This window comes from Thioclava litoralis (genome assembly GCF_045278885.1).
Classification (GTDB): domain Bacteria; phylum Pseudomonadota; class Alphaproteobacteria; order Rhodobacterales; family Rhodobacteraceae; genus Thioclava; species Thioclava litoralis.
The window spans coordinates 98,787-124,443 of sequence record NZ_CP135443.1; the positions used below are offsets into that span (position 1 = coordinate 98,787).

Here is a 25,657-nt window from a genome sequence, read left to right on the forward strand (position 1 = left end):
ACGGGCTCCCCCAGACAGCCCCCCACACCCCCAAGACCTACACAGCCGATGGCGAGACTGGCCGCCCCAGAAACGGGTTGGGTATGATATGCGTGCTCTGTGCGTTTGCCTGTTTCACATTGATGGATGCCTGCGCAAAGGGGCTCTCGCAGCACTATGATCCTGTGCAGATCGTCTGGCTGCGCTATCTCACCAATACCGCATTGCTGCTTCTGGTCTTCGCCCCCAGATTGGGCCGCCTCCTGCCCGCCCGCCAGCCGCGCCTGCAGGTGCTGCGTGGGGCGATGCAGCTGACCACCGTGCTGCTGTTCTTTACCGCGATCCAGTCTATCGGCCTTGCCGAGGCCACGGCTCTTGCCGATCTCAATCCGGTTCTGGTCACGCTGGGGGCGGCGCTGTTCCTGCGCGAACGCCTCGGTCCACGCCGCCTGATGGGCATCGGCTTCGCCTTCTGTGGCGCAATGATCATTATCCGCCCCGGTCCGGGCGTCCTCGACTGGGCGGCGCTTTACGCGCTTGGCACAGCAATCTGCTTTGCCGGCGGTATGCTGATCACCCGCATGATCCAGCGCGACGGGCTGATCACCTCGCTGATCTGGGGCGCGCTTGTGGGGCTGATCGGGTCCAGTCTCGCGCTGCCCTTTGTCTGGCGTCCGATCGCAGCAGAAACGCTCTGGCCCATTCTCGGTCTCGGGCTGAGCGGGGCCATCGGTCAGGGATTTCTGGTCAAGGGATACAGCATCGCCGAGGCCTCGTCGCTGGCGCCCTTCGGCTATACGGGGCTGATCTTTGCCACGCTGTGGGGAATCCTGTTCTTTGGCCAGTATCCTGACGGCTGGACAGTGGCAGGTGCGCTTGTGATCGTCGGCGCCGGACTTTATGTCTGGTGGCGTGAAAACCGGATCTGAGCGGCCCGCCGCACCGGTACCGAACGGAGAATCCCGATGCCCAAACGCGCCACCCCAAGCCTGACCGACCGCGTGTCGGCCCTTGTCTTCAAGGCGGGAATGGGCCTGCTGCAGCGGTTGCCCTATGAAAGACGCATCCCTCTGGCGGGCCGGCTTTTGTCAGGGGTGGCACCGCTTCTGGGGTTCCGCCGCCGGATCCGCGCCAATCTGGCTCTGACCTGCCCCGACCTGCCCCCCGCCGAGGTCGCGCGCCTGTGCAAGGCCGTCCCCGATAATATCGGGCGCACTTTGGCCGAGATGTTTTCCGGCACCGAGTTCATCACCCGTATGCGTGACATCCCGCTTGAGGGGCCGGGCGCGGCGCGGCTGACCGAGCTCAAGGAAACCGGCAAGGCCTGCGTGCTCGTATCGGGGCATTTCGGCAATTACGACGCGGCCCGTGGCGTGCTGATCGCGCGCGGCTTTCCCATTGCGGGCCTGTATCGCCCGATGAATAACGCGCTTTTCAACCGCGATTATCTTGCCGCCATCGAAACCGTTGGCACACCGCTTTACCCGCGCGACCGCCGTGGCATGACCAATATGCTGCGCCATCTCAAGAACGGGGGCATGATCGCCCTTGCGACTGACCAGTATTTCCGCACAGGGGCCGTGCTGCAATTCTTCGGAAAACCTGCCCCCTCGCCTCTCTCTGCTGCGGAAATGGCCCTGCGTCTGGATATCGATCTGATCCCGATCTATGCCATCCGCCAACCCGACGGGCTGAGCTTCCGTTTCTATGTCGGGGAGCCGGTTCCGCATACGACGCCGGAAGAGATGACGCAGGTTACGCTCGATTCCCTTGAAGGTCAGGTCCGCGCCCATATGGAACAATGGCTGTGGATCCACCGCCGCTGGAACAAAACCTGAAGCGGAACGGGACCTGAAACAGAACAGGATACCCCCCGAAAGCGCTGCGCATCCTTCATGATGCTTGTCCGGACAATCCCACGCGCTTGGGCGGGTCAGCCGCAACCGTGACAGCGCCGCATAGACCGGCTGAATTCCCTGTGGATTGGCGGCCTGTAAGCCGTCCCTAGGCTGGCTCTGGACTGGCGCGTGATGGCCTGGCCGAAGCTTCCCCCCGCTTTTGCCGCCCGAAACCGCGTGACCTTACTTGATACGCGCCGCGCCAACAATGGCACCGGGCAAAGGTACAGACCGTCCGGGCTGCGAGGTCTGCACGATCACCACCGCAGGATTGCTGCCCTCGACCTGCGTATCGAAGGTCATCGGGGTCTGGCCATCCCAATCGGCAACGATGTGCCATTGGGTGACGATATTGGTGTAATCCATGCTCAGACCGGCATTCTCGCCCCGCAGGATATCGACCGAGGCATGCGGCAGGTAACGCACCACCTGCACCATCGCGTCATGCCCCAACGGCGGATTGGCCGAAAGCGAGATGCGGTATTGATCGCCCTCTTGCGAGATCGCGATATCGACAGGCGCAGTGCTGGCCGTGGCCGTATCCAGCGCCGATTTGATTGCGACACGGTCCGCCCCGAGCAGGCGCTGCTGTCCGTTCACGATCATCTGCGGCGTATAGATCATCCGCTCTTTCACCGCGCGCGCATAGCCTTTCTGGCGCGAGGTAAAGGCGGGCTGACCGAAGGGATCGCGCCAGCCGAGATAATCCCAGTAATCGACATGCAGTGCGAGGGCGATCACATCGTCACGCTCGGCCAAACCCTCCAGCAGCTTATCAGCGGGCGGGCAGGCCGCGCAGCCCTGCGAGGTGAACAGTTCGACCACAACGGGCGAGGTGCCTTTGGACACATCCACACCGGCAGGTGCCGTGGCCGTCACCACTGCGGTCGCGGGGTCGGTCAGCGGCGCGTCAGAGGAAGACGGGGTCTGTCCTGCGGTCTCTTCCGCAGTTGCCCCCGCCGTTGCACCGAATTCGTCGTTTTCGGAAAAGCCGCTTTCATCCGGTCCGGCTGTATCGGAAAAGGTCGTCTCTCCCGATTGGGGATCGGTGTCCCTATTGGCCGCGCCAGCCTGACCCGCACCGGACATATCCTGCGCCCAGACCGCAGGGGACATCATCGCCGACCCCAGCATCACGCTGACGGTTACGACCATTGCAAGACGCAGAGGCGAAGCTGTTAACTTACGTTTCGTCGCCAGATGATCCACCTGCGCAGTCGTCATGGAAGCGTCCAAATCCTTTACTTTTCAAAGAAGACTTAATCAGCGATTCCAGCTAATGCCAATCAAGGTTTTGCGAGATAGCCCGACTGTGTTGCATTCGCCCGCCTCCCTGACACACAGCCTCCCCGACACAGCGTCTTCCTGCGATACCGTCTTTGCCATAGGGTTCGATAGCACAACAAGACGTGCAGAAGGTTAATCCGCAACTGACGCAGCGCCGCAACGGCTTGGGCACAAAATAATGCGTGACAGCCGCGCCCGAACAGTGGACCTTTGGCCAAGGCGCTCTATCTGCGCGTCACCTAATAGGCGGGGGGCACATCATCGGGCGGCCCCTGCAGGGGCAGATCCCCTTCCTCCGCGGCGCATGCGTCGATGGAGTTCTTTGCGCGCAAGATTGTATACAAATGCATACAAAAATTTTCCACACCCCCTTGTCCTCTCCCTGTTGTTGCGCCAATTAAAGCGTAGCGACACCCTATTGACCTAGAGGGAGGCCAAACTCATGACCATCGTGACCGGTAATGATACCGCCAAGACCCGTCGGGAACTGACGGTTGGTGACAAGACATTTTCCTATTATTCCATTCAAGCGGCCTCCGATGCCGGGCTTGGCGATTTCTCGAAGCTGCCAGCCTCGCTGAAGGTTGTGCTCGAGAACCTGCTGCGCTTCGAAGATGCCGGTTTTTCGGTCTCCGTCGAGGATATCAAGGCGTTCGGCGAATGGGCCGAAAAGGGGGGCAACAACCCCCGCGAGATCGCCTATCGCCCTGCCCGCGTGCTGATGCAGGATTTCACCGGCGTGCCCGCCGTGGTGGACCTGGCCGCGATGCGCGACGGGATCAAAGGCTTGGGCGGCGATGCGCAAAAGATCAACCCGCTGGTCCCCGTTGATCTGGTGATCGACCACTCGGTGATGATCGATGAATTCGGCAATCCGCGCGCCTTCCAGATGAATGTGGACCGCGAATATGAACGCAATATGGAGCGCTACGAGTTCCTGAAATGGGGCCAGACCGCGTTCAAGAATTTCCGCGTCGTGCCGCCGGGCACCGGCATCTGCCACCAGGTGAACCTCGAATATCTGGCGCAGACCGTCTGGACCGATACCGATCAGGAGGGCCGCGAGGTCGCCTATCCCGATACGCTTGTGGGCACCGACAGCCACACCACGATGGTGAATGGCGCCGCCGTTCTTGGTTGGGGTGTAGGCGGGATCGAGGCCGAGGCCGCGATGCTGGGTCAGCCGATCTCCATGCTGATCCCCGAGGTTGTGGGCTTCAAGCTGACGGGTGCTATGGTCGAAGGCACCACCGGCACCGACCTTGTGCTGAAGGTCGTCGAGATGCTGCGCAAGCACGGCGTGGTGGGCAAATTCGTTGAATTCTATGGCGACGGTCTGGACAATCTGCCGCTGGCCCAACGCGCCACCATCGCCAATATGGCACCCGAATATGGCGCAACTTGTGGCTTCTTCCCGATTGACGCGGAAACCCTGCGCTATCTGGAACAGACGGGCCGCGAGAAAGACCGGATCGCGCTCGTCGAAGCCTATGCCAAAGAGAATGGCTTCTGGCGCGGGGCGGATTACGCGCCGATCTATTCCTCGACCTTGGAGCTGGATATGGGCACCATCGTGCCCGCGATCTCCGGCCCGAAACGCCCGCAGGATTACGTCGCGCTGACCGATGCGGCCACGGCTTTCGGGAAGGTCGTTTCGGATTTCCGCGGCAAGGATGCGTCCGACGCAGCCGCCGATATGGCGGCCGAAGGGCCTGCCGCAACCAAAACCGTGACCGAAAAAGCGGTGAAGGTGGATCTGGACGGTCAGGAGATCACGCTCAAGGACGGCTCGGTGGTGATTGCCTCGATCACCTCCTGCACCAACACCTCGAACCCCTATGTGCTGATCGCGGCGGGGCTTGTGGCGCGCAAGGCCCGTGCCTTGGGCCTGAACCGCAAGCCTTGGGTGAAAACCTCGCTGGCCCCCGGGTCTCAGGTTGTGACCGAATATCTGAATGCGGCAGGGCTGCAGGAGGATCTGGACGCAATCGGCTTCAACCTTGTGGGCTATGGCTGCACCACCTGTATCGGGAATTCCGGCCCGATCCATCCGGCGCTGTCCAAAGCGATCAATGAGAACGACCTGATCGCGACCTCGGTCCTGTCGGGCAACCGCAACTTTGAAGGGCGGATCAGCCCCGATGTACGCGCCAACTATCTGGCTTCGCCGCCGCTGGTTGTGGCCTATGCGCTTGCGGGCGATATGGATGTCGATCTGGCCGGTGGTCCGATCGCCCAGACCCCCGAGGGCAAGGACGTCTATCTGAAAGACATCTGGCCGTCGGATAAGGAAGTGGCCGAACTGGTCGAGAAGGTCGTCACCCGTGAGGCCTTCCAGGCCAAATATGCCGATGTCTTCAAGGGCGACGAGAAATGGCAGGCGGTGGAAGTCAACGGGGGCGAAACCTATGACTGGCCGCCGGAATCGACCTATATCCAGAACCCGCCCTATTTCCAGGGCATGTCTCCGGATGCAGGCGAGATCACCAATATCAAGAGCGCGCGCGTTCTGGCCCTGTTGGGCGATATGATCACCACCGACCATATCTCGCCTGCCGGTTCGTTCAAACCCTCGACCCCTGCCGGTAAATACCTGACCGAGCATGGCGTGGAGCCGAGAGACTTCAACAGCTACGGCTCGCGTCGCGGCAACCACGAAGTCATGATGCGCGGCACCTTTGCCAATATCCGCATCAAGAACGAGATGCTGGACGGCGTCGAGGGCGGCTTTACCAAAGGCCCGAATGGCGAGCAGACCACCATCTTCGATGCCTCGATGGAGTATCAGGAGGCAGGCACGCCGCTGGTGATCTTCGGGGGCGAGCAATACGGCGCGGGGTCTTCGCGCGATTGGGCGGCCAAAGGCACCAACCTGCTGGGCGTCAAGGGCGTGATTGCCGAAAGCTTCGAACGGATCCACCGCTCGAACCTGATCGGCATGGGGGTCATCCCCTTCGAGTTCACCAATGGCGACACCCGCAAAACGCTGGGGCTGACCGGCGATGAGGTGGTGACGATCGAGGGGCTTGAAGGCGATATCAAACCGCTGAGCCTTGTGCCCTGCACCATCGAGTTCAAGGATGGCAGCAAGAAAGAGATCAAGCTCAAAGCCCGTATCGATACGGCGGTCGAGATCGAATATCTCAAAAACGGCGGTGTGCTGCATTACGTGCTGCGCAACCTCGCCAAAGCCTGATCGGGCCACACGTTCTGAAAGGCCCTGTGCATTGCGCAGGGCCTTTTGGTATCTGCGAACGGGCTGCAAACGGGTGGCCAGCAAGCGACCGCTGGCCATTGTCCGACGGAGGCGGAGCTGCTCGGGTTACGCCGGTTGCGTCTTAGGTTCGGAGGGCTGGGCGCGTGCCCATGCCCGACAAGGCTCGTCAGGCGGATCTTGCGGGGCTTGAGGAGCGATAGGAGACCGGCATCCGGCCCCTGCTGCGCGCCTTGCCTTTGCCCACAGCACGGGGCCATGCCCTGCATCAACCCCCAGCCCTGAAGGGACATTTTCATGAACAGCATCCTTTACGCCCTGATGGCACTGGCAGGCGGGATCGGCCTGTCCTGTCAGGCCGCCATCAACAGCCGCCTCAGCGCGGGGATCGGCGGGCAACCCCTCGTCGCCTCTTTCATCTCGTTTTTCATCGGGGCGCTGTGTCTGGGGGCGGCGGCACTGGTTCTTGCCGATTGGAACGCGGTCACCACCACCCTTGCACAGCAACCGTGGTGGCGCTGGCTGGGGGGCGTGATTGGCGCAGGCTTCGTGTTCACCTCGATTTTTCTGGCCCCGAAGATCGGCGTCACCAATGTCATGTTCCTGTTCATCATCGGGCAGCTGGCGGCGGGTATGGTGATTGACAGCTTCGGCCTGATCCAGATGCCGGTGCGCCCGACCGAGTGGTGGAAATTCGCCGGACTGGCGATCATGCTCGGGGGCTTGACGCTGTTCATGTTTGGCGGGCGCTTTTTCCCTTCGGAATAACGGGGCGCGACAGGGGCAAGAGGACGGGCGTAAAGAGGACGGGCTTGAAATGCGGGCTGTCCTTCCCATATCTCTTTCACCACATGTAATAGGGATTTACATCACAATGAACGAGACCCGTCAGCTTTATGTCGAGCAGCGCGTCGCCAACGAGAAGAAATCGGCGCTGATCGCCTATCTTCTGTGGTTTTTCCTGCCCATGCTGGGGGTGCACCGGTTCTATCTGGGGCGCTGGATGTCGGGGCTGATCATGCTGGCCCTGTTCGGCATCGGCACGGCGCTCGCGGTAATCCTTATCGGGTATATCCCGCTGACTTTTGTGGCGCTTTGGTGGGTGATCGATGCGCTGCTGATCCCCGGCATGATCCGCCGCGATATGGACGAGATGCGCGCCCGCTACATGTGGGAAAGCCGGTAACTAGATCCCCAGCCGTAAATCGCTGGCCTCAAGCGCAGCACGCTGCGCGGCATCCAGACACACCGGATGGACCATCTGCGTGTGGATCGAAAACACCACCGCACGGCTTTGGGGAAGCCGGACAAGCCCCTGACGTTCGACACGGATCAACGGACGTTGGGGATTGACCTGCCCGCGCAGCGCCTCGGGGCGGCTGTCAAATAGCGGCTGGCCCGTGCGCGAGGCGGTGCCACGCATCAACGCCCTGCCCGGCTGCACACCGTCCAGAAGCCGCTGGACACGTTTTGCCAGATCCTCGGTGTAAATCGCGACGGGCCTATGAATGCGCCGCATCGGGTGCCCGATCTTCTCGACCAGCGACCATCCCGCCGGAAAGCACAGGATGGCACCGGTCAGGATATGCTCGCCCTCCGGCCCGTTCTGCATCCCGTTCTGCATCAGGCAGAAATCATTCTGCGTCAGTCGCCCCAATGTCAGCAAGGGGGCGTCAGGGTCCGGCGTGACGAGACGCCCGTCGGGGCAGATGACATGCCCTGCCTCGACCCTGTATCCTTTGGCGGGCAAAAGCCGCAGCACCATCGCAAGGAGTTCCTGCGCCGCCAGACCGGCCTGAGGCAGAAGCGCGTGCACCTGATCCTCATGGTGGGCGATCAGATCCTCGCGCAGCGCCATCTGTGCCGCATAGGCGTCATCGACCTCCAGCCAGTCCTCGATTGCCAGAGGCACGATCCCCGGCAGGCGGTGCGTGCGCGGGTCGGCCCAAGGGGCGAAGGACAGACGGGATTGCAGAACGGTTTCCATGCCGCAAACCTGCGACCCCTTGCCTTCCGCCACAAGAGGGATTGCAGCAAATCCCACCCCGCCGGTCGCGATGGTGGCGTTTGCCCCATATGCGGCCCGTGCCCGGCCCGTGCCTGGCCCGTGTTTTGCTCGCGTTTTGCCCGTGCCGCAGCAAAACCGCCCAAAAACCGGTCAGGCATTTTGCGCCCCCACCGGAACCTGCGCCGGACAATATGTGGAAGATTCGCCCGCGCAGAGTGTCTGCCCTCCGTTTTTGCGCCGCCCGAACGGTCCCGAGGCAGGAAATAGCCCAGTTTCGCCCCGTCAGACCCTCCCTCTACCTTGCCCGACGGGGGCGCGCAGTCTAGAAGCCTGCCAACAGCTTACATCTAGCGCAATCGAAAGGTCTCAAGCATGATCCCGCGTTATGCCCGCAAAGAGATGGTCGACATCTGGGAACCCGCCACCAAATTCAAGATCTGGTACGAGATCGAGGCCCATGCCTGCGACGCACAGGCCGCTCTCGGTGTGATCCCGAAAGAAAACGCCGAAGCCGTCTGGAAAGCCAAGGATGTCGAGTTCGATGTCGCGCGGATCGACGAGATCGAAGCGGTCACCAAGCATGACGTCATCGCCTTCCTGACCCATCTGGCCGAGCATGTCGGCTCGGACGAGGCGCGTTTCGTGCATCAGGGCATGACCTCTTCGGATGTGCTCGACACCTGCCTCAACGTGCAACTGGTGCGCGCCGCAGACATTCTGCTGGCCGATCTGGACAAGGTTCTGGCCGCGCTGAAAAAACGCGCCTACGAGCATAAGAACACCGTTCGCGTGGGCCGCTCGCACGGTATCCATGCCGAACCCACCACGATGGGCCTGACATTTGCCCGTTTCTACGCCGAGATGGACCGCAACAAGGCCCGTCTGCAGGCCGCGCGTGAAGAGGTTGCCACCGGTGCGATTTCGGGCGCGGTCGGCACTTTCGCCAATATCGATCCGGCGGTCGAAGAACATGTGTGTGCGCAGCTCGGCCTCAAGCCCGAGCCGATCTCCACGCAGGTCATCCCGCGCGACCGTCATGCGATGTTCTTTGCGACGCTGGGCGTGATTGCCTCCTCGATGGAAAATATCGCGATTGAAATCCGTCACATGCAGCGCACCGAAGTGCTGGAAGGCGCGGAATTCTTCTCGATGGGCCAGAAGGGCTCGTCGGCCATGCCGCATAAGAAGAACCCCGTTCTCACCGAGAACCTGACCGGTCTGGCACGTCTGGTGCGCATGACGGTGGTGCCGGCGATGGAGAACGTGGCGCTCTGGCACGAGCGTGACATCTCGCATAGCTCGGTCGAGCGCGGTATCGGCCCCGATGCGACCATCACGCTGGATTTCGCGCTGAACCGTCTGGCGGGCGTGGTCGAGAAGATGCTGATCTTCCCGCAGAACATGCTCGACAATATGAACAAATTCCCCGGTCTGGTGATGAGCCAGCGCGTGCTTCTGGCGCTGACGCAGGCGGGTGTCTCGCGCGAGGACGCCTATTCCATGGTGCAGCGTAACGCGCTGAAAGTCTGGGAAGAGCGTCTGGACTTCCGCGAGCTGCTGCTGGCCGACAAGGATGTGGTCGCCGCGCTTGGCGTGGATGGCATCAATGCGAAATTCGACATGGAGTATCACACGAAACATGTCGACACGATCTTCCGTCGGGTTTTTGGCGCGTAACGCCTGCCCTGCCGGACTGCATGACATTTCGGGGCGCCCATCGGGCGCCCTTTTCCATAGGCCCATCCGGCGATGGTTAACTTTTAGGGAAAATCCGATATTTCCAAAGACCTAGTAACCCGCCTTTAACGCTGAACTGCGAATGTGGCGCCATACAAGGCAGAAAGTCATGGAGTCTCGGGTGAACCAACTTGCCACTTTGGGAAATTTTGATGCAGCAAGCTTCGACATGGGAAGCAGCAGTCCGGGTCTGACCAAAAAACAGAAGGCGGCGATTATTGTCCGTCTGCTGTCTTCCGAAGGCGAGAAACTGCCCCTGATGCAGCTCAGCGATGACCAGCAAACCGAACTGGCCGAGGAAATCTCGCGGCTGAGTATGGTCGACAAAGACACCATGAACACCGTGATCGAAGAATTCTGCAACGAGCTGGAGGCGATTGGCATCACTTTTGCCGGTGGTCTGGATTCGGCGTTGAAGCTGTTGCAGGGCCAGTTGACGCCCTCTGCCGAAAGCCGCCTGCGCAAACTGGCGGCGGGCAATTCCCGCTCTGACCCGTGGGAGCGGATTGCCGCGCTGGAAACCGACGCGCTGGCCCCGATTGCCGAGGAGGAGAGCATCGAGATTTGTGCTGTACTGCTGTCCAAGCTGACGGTGGCGAAATCGGCAGAGCTTCTGTCGAAAATGCCCGGCGAGAAAGCGCGGCGCGTGGCCTATGCTGTGTCGCTGACCGGCAATATCGCCCCCGAGACGGTTTGGAAAATCGGTCAGGCGATTATCGCTCAGGTCGATGCGGTGCCGGTGCGGGCCTTTACCTCGGGGCCGGTCGAACGGGTCGGGGCGATCCTCAACTATACCAAAGCGACCACCCGCGATGATGTTCTGACAGGCCTTGACGAGGCCGATAAGGATTTTGCTGATCAGGTGCGCAAGGCGATCTTCACCTTCGCCAATATTCCGGTGCGGATCGCGCCGAAAGACTTGCCGAAGATCCTGCGCAATGTGCCGCAGGAAAGCCTGCTGACCGCGCTGGCTGCCTCGGTCACGGGCGAAAATGCAAAGGCGGCAGAGTTCATCCTTGAAAACATGTCCAAGCGCATGGCTGACGGGCTGCGCGAGGAAATGGAGACGCTGGGCAAGATCAAGGAGAAGGATGCCGAAGAGGCGATGGGCGCTGTTGTGAATGTCATTCGCGAGATGGAAGCTGCCGGAGAGATTTTCCTTGTTGCCGAAGATGAAGACTAAGAGCCATATTCTTCAGCATTGATTCTCCGTGACTCGCGGATTGCAATCTTTGTCCTGAACTCTGTGGCGGCATGCTGCCGAAGTTATCGCCAACGTTAGCGCAACCCCGTAATGTTTACGCTAACACGCTGTTTGCGCGTGTTTTCTCGCGGTGCATGCAGTGGTATTCATGAGGCAATTCATGAATCTGATCGCTTCGTTTGGGAGAGCATCATGACCGTAACCATCGGGATTAATGGCTTCGGCCGCATCGGGCGCTGCACGCTGGCGCATATCGCAGAAGCCGCGCGCAATGACGTGCAGGTTGTGAAGATCAACGCCACGGGGCCGATCGCAACCAATGCTCACCTGCTGAAATATGACTCCGTCCACGGGCGCTTCGGCGGTCAGGTCAAGGTCGAAGGCAATACGCTGGATCTGGGTCAGGGCCCGATCGAGGTGATGTCGACCTATAACCCGCAAGATCTGGACTGGGAGGGCGTTGACGTCGTCCTTGAATGCACCGGTAAATTCAATGCCCGTGACAAAGCGGCGGTCCATCTTGGTCGCGGCGCGAAGCGCGTTCTGGTGTCGGCACCGGCGACCAATGTCGACCGCACCGTGGTTTACGGCGTCAACCATCGCGACCTGACGCTGGCCGACGAGGTTGTCTCGAACGGTTCCTGCACCACCAACTGTCTGGCACCGTTGGCAAAAGTTTTGAACGAAGCGATCGGCATCGATTCTGGCGTGATGACCACCATTCACTCCTATACCGGTGACCAGCCGACGCTCGACCGTCGCCACAAAGACCTCTACCGTGCGCGCGCCGCTGCAATGGCCATGATCCCGACCTCCACCGGTGCAGCCAAAGCCATCGGTGAAGTCCTTCCCGAGCTGGCGGGCCGTCTGGACGGGTCCTCGATTCGTGTGCCGACCCCCAATGTCTCGGCGGTGGATCTGACCTTTATCGCCAAGAAAAACGTGACGGTCGATGACGTGAACGAAGTCGTGCGCGAGGCGGCAATGGGGCATATGGGCAAGGTTCTGGCCTATGATCCCGAGCCGAAGGTCTCGATCGACTTCAACCACACGCCCTACTCGTCTATCTTCGCCCCCGACCAGACCAAAGTGACCGGCGGCAAGCTTGTGCGCGTTCTGGCATGGTACGATAACGAATGGGGCTTCTCCTGCCGTATGGCCGATGTGGCCGGCACGATGGGTCGCCTGTTGCACTAAAGCTTTCGGCCAGTCCGGGAGCGGAAAAAGAGGGTCTATGACCAACCGTATCGCTCTTGGGCTGGCCGCCCTTATCGTGCTGGCAATGCTGGCCGATCTTCTTCTGACCGGCGGCCACACGCTGTTCTTTCTTTCCAGAAAAATAACCGACCTCGTCTATTATCTTCAATTCTGGCGCTGAAGACCTACATTCGCGTTGACCTTTTACGTCGAATGTTCATGTTAGCGCAAACGGTGCCCTTGGCGCCGCAGAAAGCGAGAGGAGACAAAGATGACGGTCAAAGTAGCGATCAACGGCTTCGGGCGGATCGGGCGCAATGTATTGCGTGCTATCGTGGAATCCGGTCGTACCGATATCGAAGTTGTGGCGATCAACGACCTCGGTCCTGTTGAAACCAATGCGCATCTGATCCGGTTTGATTCGGTGCATGGCCGCTTTCCGGGCGAAGTCACCACGGGCGAGGACTGGATTGATGTCGGACGCGGCCCGATCCGCGTGACCGCATTGCGCGATCCGAAAGATCTGCCTTGGGGGGATGTCGATGTGGCGCTGGAATGCACCGGTATTTTCACCGACCGCGAGAAAGCCGCGATCCACCTGCAAAACGGCTCCAAACGCGTGCTGGTCTCTGCCCCCTCGAAAGGTGCCGACAAAACCATCGTCTTTGGCGTTAATGACAGCACGCTGACCACCGAAGATCTGGTCGTGTCGAACGCCTCCTGCACCACAAACTGCCTGTCGCCGGTGGCCAAAGTGCTCAATGACACCGTCGGAATCGTCAAAGGGTTCATGACCACGGTGCACAGCTATACCGGAGACCAGCCGACGCTGGATACAATGCATAAGGATCTGTATCGCGGTCGCGCAGCGGCCATGTCGATGATCCCGACCTCGACCGGCGCGGCCAAGGCGGTCGGTCTGGTTCTGCCGGAACTCAATGGCAAGCTGGATGGCGTGGCAATCCGCGTCCCCACCCCGAATGTGTCGGTCGTCGATCTGACATTTGAAGCCGCGCGCGCCACTACGGTAGAGGAAATCAACGCCGCCATCAAAGCCGCAGCAGAAGGTCCGCTCAAGGGCATTCTGGGCTATACCGCCCGCCCGAATGTCTCGATCGATTTCAACCATGACCCCCATAGCTCGACCTTCGCACTCGATCAGACCAAGGTTATGGAGGGCACGATGGTGCGCATTCTGACGTGGTATGACAATGAATGGGGCTTCTCCAACCGCATGGGCGACACGGCGGTCGCGATCGGTAAGCTTATCTGAATATTGGCAAAAATGTGTCAAAAAGGGGGCCGTCGTGCCCCCTTTTTCATGCTTACTCACCAAGGCTTCAAGGGTATGTGACTGAAATCTGGGAACCTTTTTACGACAGGCCGAGTTATCCACACACTGGCGCGGAACGACCCCGCCCCGATAAAAGCAAACCCACTCCTCGGAAGGAGTCACATGATGGACTGTAAAACTCGTATCTTCTCGCTCGCCCTTATTGGCGGTCTTGCCAGCAGCGCCGCCATTTTTCCGGCTTTCGCTGAAGACGCACAGGCCCCTAATCTTGACAAGGTCGAACAGAAGGCTGCCAGCGACGCGGATCTCGTCAAGCTTTCCAAGGAGGCGGCTTTGTCCATGCATGCCGTGCGCGGGGCGCGTCTGGCAATTTTCGACGGGCAGGATGATGCAGCGGGAAAGATGATCGACGGAGCCCTGACCCATATGCAGCACGCCGAGGCGCAAGGGTCCAAGGGGATCGCCCCAATGGACACCACCCAGCCGGGCGCCTATGTGCCCTTCGATCTGTCGATGAATGTCGGTGCCGATTTTACCGTGACCAAGCAAAACGAGCATCAGGTCGAAGCGGCGCAGACGATGGCAGCCAACGGCAATGCGCTCGGCGCGGCGAAACTCCTGAAAGCATCGGATGTTTCGGTGGACCTTTCTTCGGCGCTGATTCCGGCAGATCTGGCGACAGACCAACTGAAACAGGCCAAAGCCGCCTATGCAAAAGGCGATCTGCAAGCCGCAAATATGGCGTTGAAAGATGTCGAGGAATCGGTGGTTTTCCAAAACGTGGATTACCAGCGCATCCCTGACCCGTCGCCCCGGATGAGCGCAAACAGCGCCGCCAAGCTTGTCCCCGGCGAAAGTTAAGCCAGTACGACATGCAAAACTGCCTGACCTGCGTCAGGCAGTTTTCAGTTTTGCCCCCAAGCGTTGATGCACGGCAGGGGTAACAAAATGCGAGACATCACCGTCCAGCCGCGCGATCTCCTTGACCAGTTTTGACGCAATCGCCTGACGACGGGCATCGGCCATCAGGAACACGGTCTCGATCTCGCTGTTAAGCGCACGGTTCATGCCAACCATCTGGAATTCATATTCAAAATCGGCGACGGCCCGCAGGCCGCGGATGATGATATTGGCCCCCACATCGGCGGCACAATCAATCAACAGATTTTCGAAAGGATGCACCCTAATCTCGCCGCCCCGGCGGGCCGTGATGGAAGCGCATTCCGCCTCCAGCATCTCGACACGCTCTTCCAGCGAAAACAGTGGCCCCTTGTCACGGTTGATCGCGACACCAATCACCAGACGGTCCACTAAAGACAGTCCGCGCTCGATGATATCCAGATGCCCCAAAGTGACCGGATCGAAAGTTCCGGGATACAAACCGATACGCATGGGGGGGCTCCTACCTCTGCTCCCGCGCGTCCTCGCTCGCGCGGTTCTTCCGCGACAGGCAACAAGATTGTCATCCCAGATGCAAGGGTTAACGCGTAAATCGGATTGGAATAGGGCAAATTTTCCGATCAGAGCCAACCCGCACCAACTGCCGGTCGCCCCCGGGTGCACGCAGGGCGGGCCAGCGGCCCACCCGTTTTTCTCAGTTGCCCATGATCATGCCGGTCAGGGCTTCTTTTTCCATATGGAGTTCATCCACACGCGCGGCCGCCACGTCACGGATGGAAATCAGACCGATCATTTCGTCGCCCGACAGCACCGGCATATGGCGGAAACCGCCCGCGCTCATCATCTCCAGCACTTCCGTCGTGGTTGTGGTCCGGCAGCAGCTGGTGATCTTGGTGGACATGACCGTCGACACCGGATGCGACAGGCAAGTGCCGCCATGACGTCCGATTTCGCGGATCAGATCCCGCTCGGAAACGATACCGTCGATATGTTTGCCATCGCGCGACACGACGACCGCCCCGATCTTGCGCGCGGAGAGCAGACGGGCAACGTCGGCAATCGAGTCCTCGGGCATAACCGTCACAACGCCGTCATCTTTCTTCGACTTCAGAATTTGTAGAACCTGCATGGCATCCTCCTCAGGCAAATGTGGTCCTTTCCCCGATACCAAGGGTCGGGGTCGCACCCCCATTCTGTCAAGCCCGAGGAGTAAAGACGCCCCTAGAGAAAGGTCCTATTTCAGCGGGTTTCCGCGAAATTGCGACACCGTGACGCAGGGGCATGCCTGATTAATAAGCATGAGCTAGCTCATTGGTTTATAAAACTTTTATAAGCCTGATCGCTATTCAGAAATAGTTAACCCCTGTGCGGCCAAGGCTTCCAGTCGCGCAACCTCTGCGCGAAGCCCCTGCCCCAGCATCTCGGCCACCCGCGTCAGCCGTTCAGACCGGCGGTCATCGGCATGGCGCAGCAGCCAGAAGGTCCGGCATAAAGACACCTCCTCCGTCAGCACCGTCACCACCCCCGGCGCGAAGGGCAGCGCGAAATCATGCACGATCCCCAGCCCCGCCCCCGCGCGCAGCATCTGCATCTGCACCGAAACCGAATTCGACGCCAGCGCCACGCGTTCGGCCCCCGTCTCGGACTGGTAATCCAGCCCCTTGTCGAAAATCATATCGGAGATATAGCCGACAATCCGGTGGTCTTTCAGATCCGCCCGCGAGCGGATTTCGGGATGTGCCGCCAGATAGGAATGATGCGCTGCCAGATGCAGCTGGTAATCGGCCAGCTTCTGCACCGTCAGCCGCCCCGCCGTAGGCCGCGACACGGTGATCGCCATATCGGCCTCGCGCTTCGAGAGGTTGAACACCCGCGGCAACGCGACGATCTGAAGATCCAGTTCGGGATTTTCCTCGGCGATCCGCTTGCAGATCTGCGGCAGAAGATAATTGGCAATGCCATCCGGCGCCCCGATGCGCAACTGGCCCGTCAGCTTTCCGGCCTGCCCGCTGATCTCTTCTTCGGCCAGCCCCATCGCCTGTTCCATCGCCTCGGCATGCGGCAGAAGCCGGATTCCGGGATCGGTCAGCGTGTAGCCCTGCGGTGATTTCAGAAACAGCTTGGTCGAGAGCCCCTCCTCCAAGCGCCCCACACGCCGACCGACCGTTGCCGCGTCGCATTTCAGGCTCCGTCCGGCACCGGACAGGCTTTCGGCACGCGCCACCGCAAGAAACACGCGAAGATCATCCCAATCCATGGATCACCACCCCTCAAGGCTTTGCGATTTTGCAAAACTTCCTTTGAGACTTATCCCCTTTTCTGCGCAATCTCGCAATACTAGCCTACAGCGGAACGTCGCAAGACAGCGACAGAGGAGGACATCATGAAAGATTTTGGAGGCCAAGGCGTGAAAGAGCTGGGTCATTGGATCAACGGCGAATATGTCGCCGGTAAATCGGGCCGTTTTGCCGATATCTACAATCCGGCAACGGGCGAGATTCAGGCGAAAGTCGCCCTGGCAACGGTTGAAGAAGTGCAGTCGGCCATCGCCAAAGCAGCCGAAGCACAGGTGAAATGGGCGGCCACCAACCCCCAGCGCCGCGCCCGCGTCATGATGAAATTCGCCGCGCTCATCAACGAGCATATGGAAGAGCTGGCAGAGCTGGTCTCGCGCGAGCACGGCAAGACCATCCCCGATGCGCGTGGCGACGTCCAGCGTGGTCTGGAAGTGGTCGAGGTCTGCCAGGGCGGCCCGTCGCTTCTGAAAGGCGAATATACCGATAACGCCGGTCCGGGTATCGATCTTTACTCCATGCGTCAGGCGCTGGGTGTTGTGGCAGGCATCACGCCCTTCAACTTCCCCGCGATGATCCCGCTGTGGAAAATGGCGCCCGCACTGACCTGCGGTAACGCGATGATCCTCAAGCCGTCCGAGCGCTGCCCCTCGACCTCGTTCCGTCTGGCGGAACTCCTGAAAGAAGCGGGCCTGCCCGATGGCGTGCTGCAGATCGTCAATGGCGACAAGGTGGCCGTGGATGCGATCCTGGATGACGAAGTGATCCAGGCTGTGGGCTTTGTCGGCTCGACCCCGATCGCGCAATATATCTATGGCCGCGCCACCACCAACGGCAAGCGCGCGCAATGCTTCGGCGGTGCGAAAAACCATATGATCATCATGCCCGATGCCGATATGGACAAGGCCGCAGACGCGCTGATCGGCGCAGGCTACGGTGCGGCAGGCGAACGCTGCATGGCGATTTCTGTCGCGGTTCCGGTGGGCGAAGGCACTGCCGAGAAGCTGATCGAGCGCCTCGTGCCGAAGATCGAAAAGCTGAAAATCGGGCCGTATACCGCAGGCGAAGATATCGACTATGGTCCGGTCATCACCAAAGCCGCGCAAGAGCGTATCCTTGGCCTGATCGACAAGGGCGTGGAAGAAGGCGCGACGCTGGTGACCGATGGTCGCGGCTTCAAGCTGCAAGGCTATGAGAACGGCTTCTATGTCGGCCCGACCCTTTTCGACAATGTCGAGCCGAACATGGAGATCTACAAGCAGGAGATCTTCGGGCCGGTTCTGTCGATGGTGCGCGCATCGTCCTATGAGGACGCGCTGGCACTGGTCATCGAAAACGAATATGGCAACGGCACCGCGATCTACACAGCCGATGGCGATGTGGCGCGCGATTTCGCAAGCCGTGTGAATGTGGGCATGGTCGGCATCAACTTCCCGATCCCCGTTCCGCTGTCCTATTACACCTTCGGCGGCTGGAAGAAATCGGCCTTTGGCGACCTGAACCAATATGGTCCGGATGCCTTCCGCTTCTACACCAAGACCAAAACCGTCACCGCCCGCTGGTTCTCCGGCATCAAGGACGGCGCGTCGCTGAACTTCAAGGCGATGGACTAACGCTCCCTGTCGGGGCCTTCCTCCCCGATACGAAAGCCGCTCCCTCGGGGGCGGCTTTTTCTCTTTGCGGAACAGCTTGGGTCATGACGTGGTTGGGACGGTAAAAGGAGCTTTCAGATGTTCGATACCTCCCGCCCCACCGCCACCTTCCCCGAGCCGATCCGGCAGGATGTGGATGGCATTCCCGTTCTGGCCCAGCCCCCTGCGGGCGAACTCCGCGGGATCTGGCTGCATGTGCCTGCCTATGAGCTCTCTAAGGAAGAGGCTCTGCCTGTTTTGCAGCGCGCGGCCCGTCTGGGCTATCTGGGCGTCAGCTTCGACCCGTGGATGATGGGCGCGCGCACTATCCCCGAAGATACCGATAACGCTACCCGCCGCGCCCGCATTTTCGCCAATTTCCGGCGCAACTTCTGGCCGATCCTCGGGCAGACCGCGATAGAGGTGCCCCGCGTGCTCGATTGGGCCGAGGCGGAATTCGACATCCATGCCCCCGTCACCATGTCGGGCCATTCGATGGGCGGCGATATCGGCGTGGTGGCTATGGGCCTCGACAAGCGCATCACCAAACTGGCATCCGTGGTCGGCACCCCCGACTGGACCCGCCCCGCCGCCCGCGATCTGGAGACCCAGACCCACTTCATGGATCTGGGACAGGCTGACTGGCATGCACGGTTTTTCCATGATGCGCTGGACCCGATGACCCATCCCGAACGCTATGCCCACGGTCCGCGCATCGCCTTCATTCTGGGGGGCGAGGATGAGCATGTGCCCCGCAACGGGGCCGAGCGTTTCCGCACCGATCTGGTCGAGCGTTACGGGCTGGACAGCATCACGATCACCTATCTCGCGGGCAAGACCCATATGGATTTCATGGAGTACGACCTCTGGTGGGACGAGGCCGTTGCGCAACTTCAGGCACAATAGGCTTGCGGCGCCTTGCCGCCTGCCCCACCATCGCCGCAACCGAGGAGGACCCAGAATGGACGACGTGCATATCCGCATCCAAGGCCGCGCAGGCCGGATCACGCTGACCCGCCCCAAGGCGCTGAACGCGCTGAGCCACCCGATGTGTCTGGCCATCGAGCGCGCTTTGGACGACTGGCGCGAGAACAGCGCGGTGGATCTGGTTATCCTTGATGCCGAGGGCGAGCGGGCCTTTTGCGCCGGTGGCGATATCGCGGCTGTCTATCATGCAGGGCGCGCGGGCGATTACGCTCTGGGGCAGGCCTTCTGGCGCGACGAATACCGGATGAATGACAAGCTTGCCCATTATCCCAAGCCGATCCTGTCCTTCATGCAGGGCTTCGTGATGGGCGGCGGCGTCGGGCTGGGCGGCCATGTCCGCCACCGGATCATCGGCAAGACGACACAGGTTGCCATGCCCGAATGCGGTATCGGCCTTATTCCCGATGTCGGCGGCACATGGCGCCTTGCGCAGGCCCCCGGATATCTGGGCGAATATCTGGGCCTGACCGGTGCGCGTATGGGCCCTGCGGATGCGCTTTATGCAGGTTTTGCCGACAGGGTGATCGCCGAAGAGAACTGGCCGCATCTGATTGCCGCACTCTGTCAGTCCGGCACGGTGGATGCCCTGCCTGCGGGCGAGCTCCTGCCCGAGGGGCCTCTTTCCGCGGCCCGCACCATGATCGACCGCTGTTTCGGGGCGGATGATCTGGCTGCTATCCTTGTGAATCTGGAAAGGGCGGGCGACAGTTTCGCCCTTGAAACGCGACAGACGCTAGAGCGGAACTCGGCCCTGTCGATGGCGGCGACCCTGCGGCTTGTGCGTATGGGCCGCGAGGCCCGCGACATCCGCGAGGCGCTGTCGAACGAATTCCGCTTCACCGCCCGTGCCTGCGAATCCGCCGAGTTTCTGGAAGGGGTGCGCGCCCAGATCATCGACAAGGACCGCAAACCGGTCTGGCGGTTCGCATCCGGCGCGGATATGCAGGTGCGGGTGGATGCCCTTCTTGCCCCCCTGCCAGAAGATCTGGCTATCAATTTCGGCGCACAGGCCTGCCCAGCTTAAGCAAAGCTGAAAAGTTCCGTCTACACAAAAAAGTTTTTCTTTTAAAAACAGCGATCAAAAGCGGTTAGCAGTTCGTTTAAAGGACATATGACTACAAAGGAGCAGTTCATGAAACGCCTACTTATGTCCGCATCGATTGCCTTGGTTACCCTTTCGGGAGCTGCATTCGCCGATCAAGGTCACAACACAAACGGCTGCGCGCCGGGCCAGAAATGTCAGGCCTCGCAGAGCCAGAAGTCGGACAATCATGGCAAGGCCGTCTCGGCTCAGGCCAGCTCGAAAAAAGCGGCCCCGCAACAGCAGGTCAGCGCAAAACATAGCGCCCCGGGCCGTGCGCCGAGCGCCGCCCAGCTCAAACGCCTGCCCGCACCGCCGAAAGGTCAGGAATACCGCATCGTGAACGAGCGCGTCGTGCGCGTCGATACCGATACGCTGAAAACCGTGGCCGTGATCGGCCTCGTCAGCGCCCTGCTGAGCAACAAGTAATCGCTCGCATATCCCGTTGAAGGCCGGACATTTTCCAATGTCCGGCCTTTTTCCGCCAAGGCGCTCGGGCCTTGGGCAATAAACCGCGCAGGCTAAATTCCGCTTCTGGAACTTCTTCCCCGCCATGCGCATTTCTTACTCAAATCGAAGGAGTAAGTCATGAATAAGACCATGAAAAATTCGCTCATTCTCGCAACGACCCTGTCGCTCGCCCCTCTGGTCGCACTGGCGGATCCGCCGTGGCAGAAAGGCGACCATAAAGGCATGCCGCCGGGCATTGCGAAAAAGGTGGATGACCATCATCGCGGTGATAACGAGAAGGTCATCGTCATCGATCGCCGTGATGACCACCGCGACGACCGCCGTGTCGAAGAGCGCAGGGTCGATGATCATCGCTTCCCCAGCCATGAGTGGCGCCGTGGCGAGCGGATCGACCGTGACTATGTTGTGATCCGCGATCCGGGTCGTTATGGTCTCGATCCGCACTATACCTATTATCGCAGCTATGATCACGTCTATCGCGTCGATAAGACCGGTCAGATGCTGGCACTGATCGGTGCGGTAAATGCCATTCTGAACTAATCGGAGACCGAATGTCCGGTTTTACACCTTCTCTGATCCGCACCCTCGGCGTCACCGCCGGGGGTGTTTTGTTGATATCGCTCGGCCTCTCGGCCCCCGCGCCCGCACAAACGGTCCTGCGCGGCGGCAATGCCATCAACGCGCCCAGCAATCGCGAGGGTGCCGCCCTTGTGGCGCAGCAACCCGAAAGCGAACGCGATTGCAAAACGCTCTCCACCGGCTCGACATTCTGCCGCGTGCCTGGCACGCAGGGCGTGCGCGGGCGCTGGGTGTTACAGGCACAAAAGGCTCCGGAATTTGCGGTCGGGGACGATTTTCCGATCTATCAACATTCCATGCTGATGGATCTGCGCCGGTATGACCTTCCCAATGTGGATGGCGATTGGCGCTATTATAAGGTGGGCCGGCATATCTACCGCGTCGATGCCCGCACAAAGAAAGTGCTTTCAGTGGTGGAAGGCAGCTTCCGTTAGGGGCGCGGCGGCCCGAACCGCCCGCCGACTATCCCTGCGTCTTCCGCCCTATCGGTCCGAGATCGGTATCATGGAACCCTGCCCGCCGCTTCAGACCAAACCCCAAGGCGCGGTCGATACCGGCATGCGCCATAACCACAAACCCCGCCGCCACCATCCAAGGCGTCGCGCTATCACTGCCCCAACCCATTGCGCCAAGAGCGGCAATCCCAAGCCCGAAGCCGTAGATATGGCACAGATTATAGGTGATCGCCCCCGTGGCCGGTCCGAACAGATAGCCCGCAAAGGACAGATCGGGCGCAAGAAACAGCACGACCCATACCCACCACGGCCAGCCGGGGTCCAGCACATAGGCCAGATAGATCCCCGCGATCGCAACCGTCAGCCCCTCAAGGCGACGCCACATGCGGTCCTGTGCCTGATCCGCACTCATTCGGCAGCCACTTTCAGCCCCAGCATCGGCGCGAGATAGCGCCCCGTATGGCTGCGCGGCTCGGCGGCCACGTCTTCGGGCGTGCCCACGGCCACGATCTCGCCACCGCCATCGCCACCCTCGGGGCCGATATCGATCAACCAGTCGGCGGTCTTGATGACATCAAGGTTATGCTCGATCACCACCACCGTATTGCCTTGGTTCACCAATTCGTGCAGCACTTCCAATAGCTTGCGCACATCCTCGAAATGCAGACCGGTGGTCGGCTCGTCGAGGATATAGAGCGTGCGGCCCGTGGACCGCCGCGAGAGTTCCTTCGACAGTTTCACCCGCTGCGCCTCGCCGCCCGAAAGCGTTGTCGCCTGCTGGCCCACCTTGATATAGCCAAGGCCGACCTCCATCAGCGCATCCATCTTCTCGCGGATCGAGGGCACCGCCTTGAAGAACTCCTGCGCGTCCTCCACCGTCATATCCAGCACATCGGCAATCGACTTGCCCTTGTAGAGAACCTCCAGCGTCTCGCGGTTGTAACGCTTGCCGTGGCAGGTCTCGCATTCGACATAGACATCGGGCAGGAAGTGCATCTCGATCTTGATGACACCATCGCCCTGACAGGCCTCGCAGCGCCCGCCCTTCACGTTGAAGGAGAACCGCCCCGGTTTATAGCCGCGCGCCTGCGCCTCGGGGAGCCCCGCAAACCAGTCGCGGATCGGGGTGAACGCGCCGGTATAGGTGGCGGGGTTTGAGCGCGGCGTGCGCCCGATGGGACGCTGGTCGATATCGATGACCTTATCCAGATGCTCAAGCCCCTTGATCGTCTCGCAGGGCGCGGGCGTCTGTTTCGCGCCATTGAGCCGCATGGAGGCGGTCTTGAACAGTGTCTCAAGCGTCAGGGTCGATTTCCCGCCGCCCGACACGCCCGTCACACAGACAAACTTGCCCAGCGGAAACTCGGCGGTGACATTCTTGAGGTTATTGCCACTGGCCTTGACCACAGTGACCTTCTTGCCATTGCCCTTGCGGCGGGTCTCGGGCACCGAAATCTCGCGCTTGCCCGACAGATATTGCCCCGTGATCGAGGCCGGATCAGCCGCCAGTTCCTCGGGCGTGCCATGCGCCACCACGCGGCCACCATGCACACCGGCTCCGGGGCCGATATCGAAGACGTAATCGGCGTGGCGGATGGCATCCTCGTCATGTTCCACCACCAGCACAGAATTCCCCTGATCGCGCAGGTTCTTGAGCGTGGTCAGCAGGCGGTCATTATCGCGCTGATGAAGCCCGATAGAGGGTTCGTCCAGCACATAAAGCACTCCCGTCAACCCCGAGCCGATCTGGCTGGCCAGACGGATGCGCTGGCTTTCCCCGCCCGACAGCGTGCCTGCCGCACGGCTCAGCGTCAGGTAATCCAAGCCCACATTGACCAGAAAGCCCAGACGCTCGCGGATCTCCTTCAGGATGGCCTTGGCGATTTCATTCTTCTGATGGCTCAACTGGCCGGGCACGGTATCGACCCATGCAAAGGCATCCTTGATCGACATCTCGACCACCTGCCCCACATGCAGCCCCGCGATCTTCACGGCCAATGCCTCGGGCTTCAGACGGTAGCCATGACAGGCCCCGCAGGGACGGGTATTCTGATAGCGCTCCATTTCCTCGCGCGACCATGCGCTTTCGGTCTCGCGCCAGCGGCGTTCAAGATTGGGGATGATGCCCTCGAAGGTACGCTCGACCTGATAGACGCGCCCGCCCTCATCGAAACGGAAGGGGATCTCTTCCTTGCCCGAACCACGCAGGAACAGCTCTTGGATCTTCTCGGGCAGGTCCTTCCACGGGGTCTTCTTGTCGAAGCCATAATGTTTCGACAGCGCGTTGATGGTCTGGGTCACATAGGGGCTTTTGGTCTTGGCCCAAGGCGCAAGCGCGCCGCCTGCAATCGACAGCGACTGATCCGGCACCACCAGACGGTCATCGAAGAACATCTCGACCCCAAGCCCGTCACAGACCGGACAGGCCCCGAAAGGCGCGTTAAAGGAAAACAGACGCGGCTCGATCTCGGGGATGGTGAAACCCGACACCGGACAGGCGAATTTCTCGGAGAATGTGATGCGCTCGCCCTCGCCTTCACGCGGCGCGGTTTCCAGAATGGCGATACCATCGGCCAGATCAAGCGCGGTGCGGAAACTATCGGCCAGACGGGTCTCCATGCCCTCACGCACCACGATCCGGTCAACCACCACATCGATATTATGGCGGAATTTCTTGTCCAGCACGGGCGGCTCTTCCAGCTCGTAGAACTCGCCATTGACTTTCACACGCTGGAAGCCCTGCTTGCGCAGTTCAAGGAATTCTTTCTTATATTCGCCCTTCCGGTCGCGCACGATGGGCGCCAGAAGATAGCCGCGCGTGCCCTCTTCCATCGCCATCGTGCGGTCCACCATATCCTGCACCTGCTGCGCCTCAATAGGTTTACCGGTGGCGGGGCTATAGGGAGTGCCAGCGCGGGCAAAAAGCAGCCGCAGGTAATCGTAGATCTCGGTCACCGTGCCCACGGTCGAACGCGGGTTCTTCGAGGTGGTCTTTTGTTCAATCGAAATCGCGGGACTTAGGCCCGAGATATGATCCACATCGGGTTTTCCCATCATATCAAGGAATTGCCGCGCATAGGCCGAGAGGCTTTCGACATAGCGCCGCTGCCCTTCGGCATAGATCGTGTCGAACGCCAGAGAGGACTTCCCCGAGCCCGAAAGACCGGTGATCACCACGAACTGGTCCCGCGGAATATCCAGATCGACATTCTTCAGGTTATGTTCCCGTGCGCCACGGATTTCGATGGTTTTCAACTCGGGCATTTGGACCTCCGCTAGCCTTGGTCCCATAGATAGGCGCAACTTCGGAAACTGCCAATGGCAATTCGTGAACAAAATACGAACAATCACCTGCCCTCCTGTGCAATTTCGGGAAGATAGGACACATCGCCTGCGAATTGGGCGGCCCTACAGGAAAGGCGCTGCGCGAGGCGATCAATT

24 protein-coding genes are annotated in these 25,657 nt (G+C 60.5%); 17 read left to right on the plus strand and 7 right to left on the minus strand.

Features of this window, described 5'->3' with window-relative positions; translation table 11 throughout:
* Positions 1-83 precede the first annotated feature (83 nt).
* Both RPE78_RS00480 and RPE78_RS00485 read left to right on the plus strand, forming a co-directional pair.
* Complete coding sequence (locus tag RPE78_RS00480) at positions 84-908, plus strand: DMT family transporter (RefSeq protein ID WP_406720936.1); 825 nt, start codon at positions 84-86, stop codon at positions 906-908.
* A gap of 36 nt (positions 909-944) precedes the next feature.
* Positions 945-1,817: a lysophospholipid acyltransferase family protein gene (locus tag RPE78_RS00485; protein ID WP_406720937.1), complete on the plus strand. Its 873-nt coding sequence runs from the start codon at positions 945-947 to the stop codon at positions 1,815-1,817.
* 243 nt (positions 1,818-2,060) lie between these two features.
* Here RPE78_RS00485 and RPE78_RS00490 read toward each other — a convergent pair whose 3' ends face one another.
* Positions 2,061-3,101 carry a DUF1223 domain-containing protein gene (locus RPE78_RS00490; protein ID WP_406720938.1) on the minus strand — a complete coding sequence of 347 codons (1,041 nt, stop codon included), beginning with the start codon at positions 3,099-3,101 and terminating at the stop codon, positions 2,061-2,063.
* A 505-nt stretch (positions 3,102-3,606) separates the two neighbouring features.
* On the opposite strand from RPE78_RS00490, the gene acnA reads away from it, so the two are divergent.
* The 3 genes from acnA (at position 3,607) to RPE78_RS00505 (ending at position 7,564) form a co-directional block, all read left to right on the plus strand.
* Positions 3,607-6,360, plus strand: coding sequence for an aconitate hydratase AcnA (acnA, locus tag RPE78_RS00495; protein ID WP_406720939.1), 2,754 nt, complete (start codon positions 3,607-3,609; stop codon positions 6,358-6,360).
* 315 nt (positions 6,361-6,675) lie between these two features.
* Positions 6,676-7,146: a DMT family transporter gene (locus tag RPE78_RS00500; protein WP_339107569.1), complete on the plus strand. Its 471-nt coding sequence runs from the start codon at positions 6,676-6,678 to the stop codon at positions 7,144-7,146.
* 106 nt (positions 7,147-7,252) lie between these two features.
* Entirely contained in the window at positions 7,253-7,564 is a 312-nt protein-coding gene (locus RPE78_RS00505) for a TM2 domain-containing protein (RefSeq protein ID WP_406720940.1), read from the plus strand.
* On the opposite strand, the gene RPE78_RS00510 is transcribed toward RPE78_RS00505, so the two are convergent.
* Positions 7,565-8,365: a heme-dependent oxidative N-demethylase family protein gene (locus tag RPE78_RS00510; protein ID WP_406720941.1), complete on the minus strand. Its 801-nt coding sequence runs from the start codon at positions 8,363-8,365 to the stop codon at positions 7,565-7,567.
* 393 nt (positions 8,366-8,758) lie between these two features.
* Here RPE78_RS00510 and purB point away from each other — a divergent pair, with 393 nt between their 5' ends.
* From purB to RPE78_RS00540, 6 genes are all read left to right on the plus strand, one after another.
* Positions 8,759-10,063: an adenylosuccinate lyase gene (gene purB / locus RPE78_RS00515; protein ID WP_339107572.1), complete on the plus strand. Its 1,305-nt coding sequence runs from the start codon at positions 8,759-8,761 to the stop codon at positions 10,061-10,063.
* A 181-nt stretch (positions 10,064-10,244) separates the two neighbouring features.
* Positions 10,245-11,306 carry a FliG C-terminal domain-containing protein gene (locus RPE78_RS00520; RefSeq protein ID WP_339107573.1) on the plus strand — a complete coding sequence of 354 codons (1,062 nt, stop codon included), beginning with the start codon at positions 10,245-10,247 and terminating at the stop codon, positions 11,304-11,306.
* Positions 11,307-11,519: 213 nt separating this feature from the next.
* The gene (gap, locus tag RPE78_RS00525) at positions 11,520-12,524 is read left to right on the plus strand and encodes a type I glyceraldehyde-3-phosphate dehydrogenase (protein ID WP_406720942.1); all 1,005 of its coding nucleotides are present in this window, start codon (positions 11,520-11,522) and stop codon (positions 12,522-12,524) included.
* Positions 12,525-12,561: 37 nt separating this feature from the next.
* The gene (locus RPE78_RS00530; protein ID WP_339107575.1) at positions 12,562-12,705 is read left to right on the plus strand and encodes a hypothetical protein; all 144 of its coding nucleotides are present in this window, start codon (positions 12,562-12,564) and stop codon (positions 12,703-12,705) included.
* A 90-nt stretch (positions 12,706-12,795) separates the two neighbouring features.
* Positions 12,796-13,797 carry a type I glyceraldehyde-3-phosphate dehydrogenase gene (gene gap / locus RPE78_RS00535; protein WP_339107576.1) on the plus strand — a complete coding sequence of 334 codons (1,002 nt, stop codon included), beginning with the start codon at positions 12,796-12,798 and terminating at the stop codon, positions 13,795-13,797.
* Positions 13,798-13,980: 183 nt separating this feature from the next.
* Positions 13,981-14,679 (plus strand): YfdX family protein, encoded by a 699-nt coding sequence (locus RPE78_RS00540; protein ID WP_406720943.1) that lies wholly within the window; start codon positions 13,981-13,983, stop codon positions 14,677-14,679.
* A 33-nt stretch (positions 14,680-14,712) separates the two neighbouring features.
* Here the strand turns inward: RPE78_RS00540 and coaD are convergent, their stop codons facing one another.
* The 3 genes from coaD to RPE78_RS00555 all read right to left on the minus strand — a co-directional run bounded on the left by coaD (position 14,713) and on the right by RPE78_RS00555 (position 16,975).
* Positions 14,713-15,210, minus strand: a complete 498-nt coding sequence (coaD, locus tag RPE78_RS00545) for a pantetheine-phosphate adenylyltransferase (protein WP_339107578.1) — start codon at positions 15,208-15,210, stop codon at positions 14,713-14,715.
* A gap of 202 nt (positions 15,211-15,412) precedes the next feature.
* Positions 15,413-15,847 carry a CBS domain-containing protein gene (locus RPE78_RS00550; RefSeq protein ID WP_406720944.1) on the minus strand — a complete coding sequence of 145 codons (435 nt, stop codon included), beginning with the start codon at positions 15,845-15,847 and terminating at the stop codon, positions 15,413-15,415.
* Between the two features lie 213 nt (positions 15,848-16,060).
* Positions 16,061-16,975, minus strand: a complete 915-nt coding sequence (locus tag RPE78_RS00555; protein WP_339107581.1) for a LysR family transcriptional regulator — start codon at positions 16,973-16,975, stop codon at positions 16,061-16,063.
* A 150-nt stretch (positions 16,976-17,125) separates the two neighbouring features.
* Between RPE78_RS00555 and RPE78_RS00560 the strand changes: the two genes are divergently transcribed.
* From RPE78_RS00560 to RPE78_RS00585, 6 genes are all read left to right on the plus strand, one after another.
* Positions 17,126-18,625, plus strand: coding sequence for a CoA-acylating methylmalonate-semialdehyde dehydrogenase (locus RPE78_RS00560; protein WP_339109515.1), 1,500 nt, complete (start codon positions 17,126-17,128; stop codon positions 18,623-18,625).
* Positions 18,626-18,742: 117 nt separating this feature from the next.
* Positions 18,743-19,549, plus strand: coding sequence for a hypothetical protein (locus RPE78_RS00565; RefSeq protein ID WP_406720945.1), 807 nt, complete (start codon positions 18,743-18,745; stop codon positions 19,547-19,549).
* Positions 19,550-19,604: 55 nt separating this feature from the next.
* Positions 19,605-20,654: an enoyl-CoA hydratase/isomerase family protein gene (locus RPE78_RS00570; RefSeq protein WP_406720946.1), complete on the plus strand. Its 1,050-nt coding sequence runs from the start codon at positions 19,605-19,607 to the stop codon at positions 20,652-20,654.
* Positions 20,655-20,762: 108 nt separating this feature from the next.
* Positions 20,763-21,140, plus strand: coding sequence for a hypothetical protein (locus RPE78_RS00575; RefSeq protein ID WP_339107584.1), 378 nt, complete (start codon positions 20,763-20,765; stop codon positions 21,138-21,140).
* Positions 21,141-21,299: 159 nt separating this feature from the next.
* Complete coding sequence (locus tag RPE78_RS00580) at positions 21,300-21,722, plus strand: excinuclease ABC subunit A (protein ID WP_339107586.1); 423 nt, start codon at positions 21,300-21,302, stop codon at positions 21,720-21,722.
* A gap of 11 nt (positions 21,723-21,733) precedes the next feature.
* Positions 21,734-22,195 (plus strand): hypothetical protein, encoded by a 462-nt coding sequence (locus tag RPE78_RS00585; RefSeq protein ID WP_406720947.1) that lies wholly within the window; start codon positions 21,734-21,736, stop codon positions 22,193-22,195.
* Positions 22,196-22,223: 28 nt separating this feature from the next.
* Here RPE78_RS00585 and RPE78_RS00590 read toward each other — a convergent pair whose 3' ends face one another.
* Together RPE78_RS00590 and uvrA are read right to left on the minus strand one after the other, a co-directional pair.
* Complete coding sequence (locus RPE78_RS00590; protein WP_406720948.1) at positions 22,224-22,628, minus strand: DUF4260 domain-containing protein; 405 nt, start codon at positions 22,626-22,628, stop codon at positions 22,224-22,226.
* Positions 22,625-25,480, minus strand: coding sequence for an excinuclease ABC subunit UvrA (uvrA, locus tag RPE78_RS00595; RefSeq protein WP_406720949.1), 2,856 nt, complete (start codon positions 25,478-25,480; stop codon positions 22,625-22,627). Before uvrA ends, RPE78_RS00590 begins: the two co-directional genes overlap by 4 nt.
* Positions 25,481-25,657: the final 177 nt, after the last annotated feature.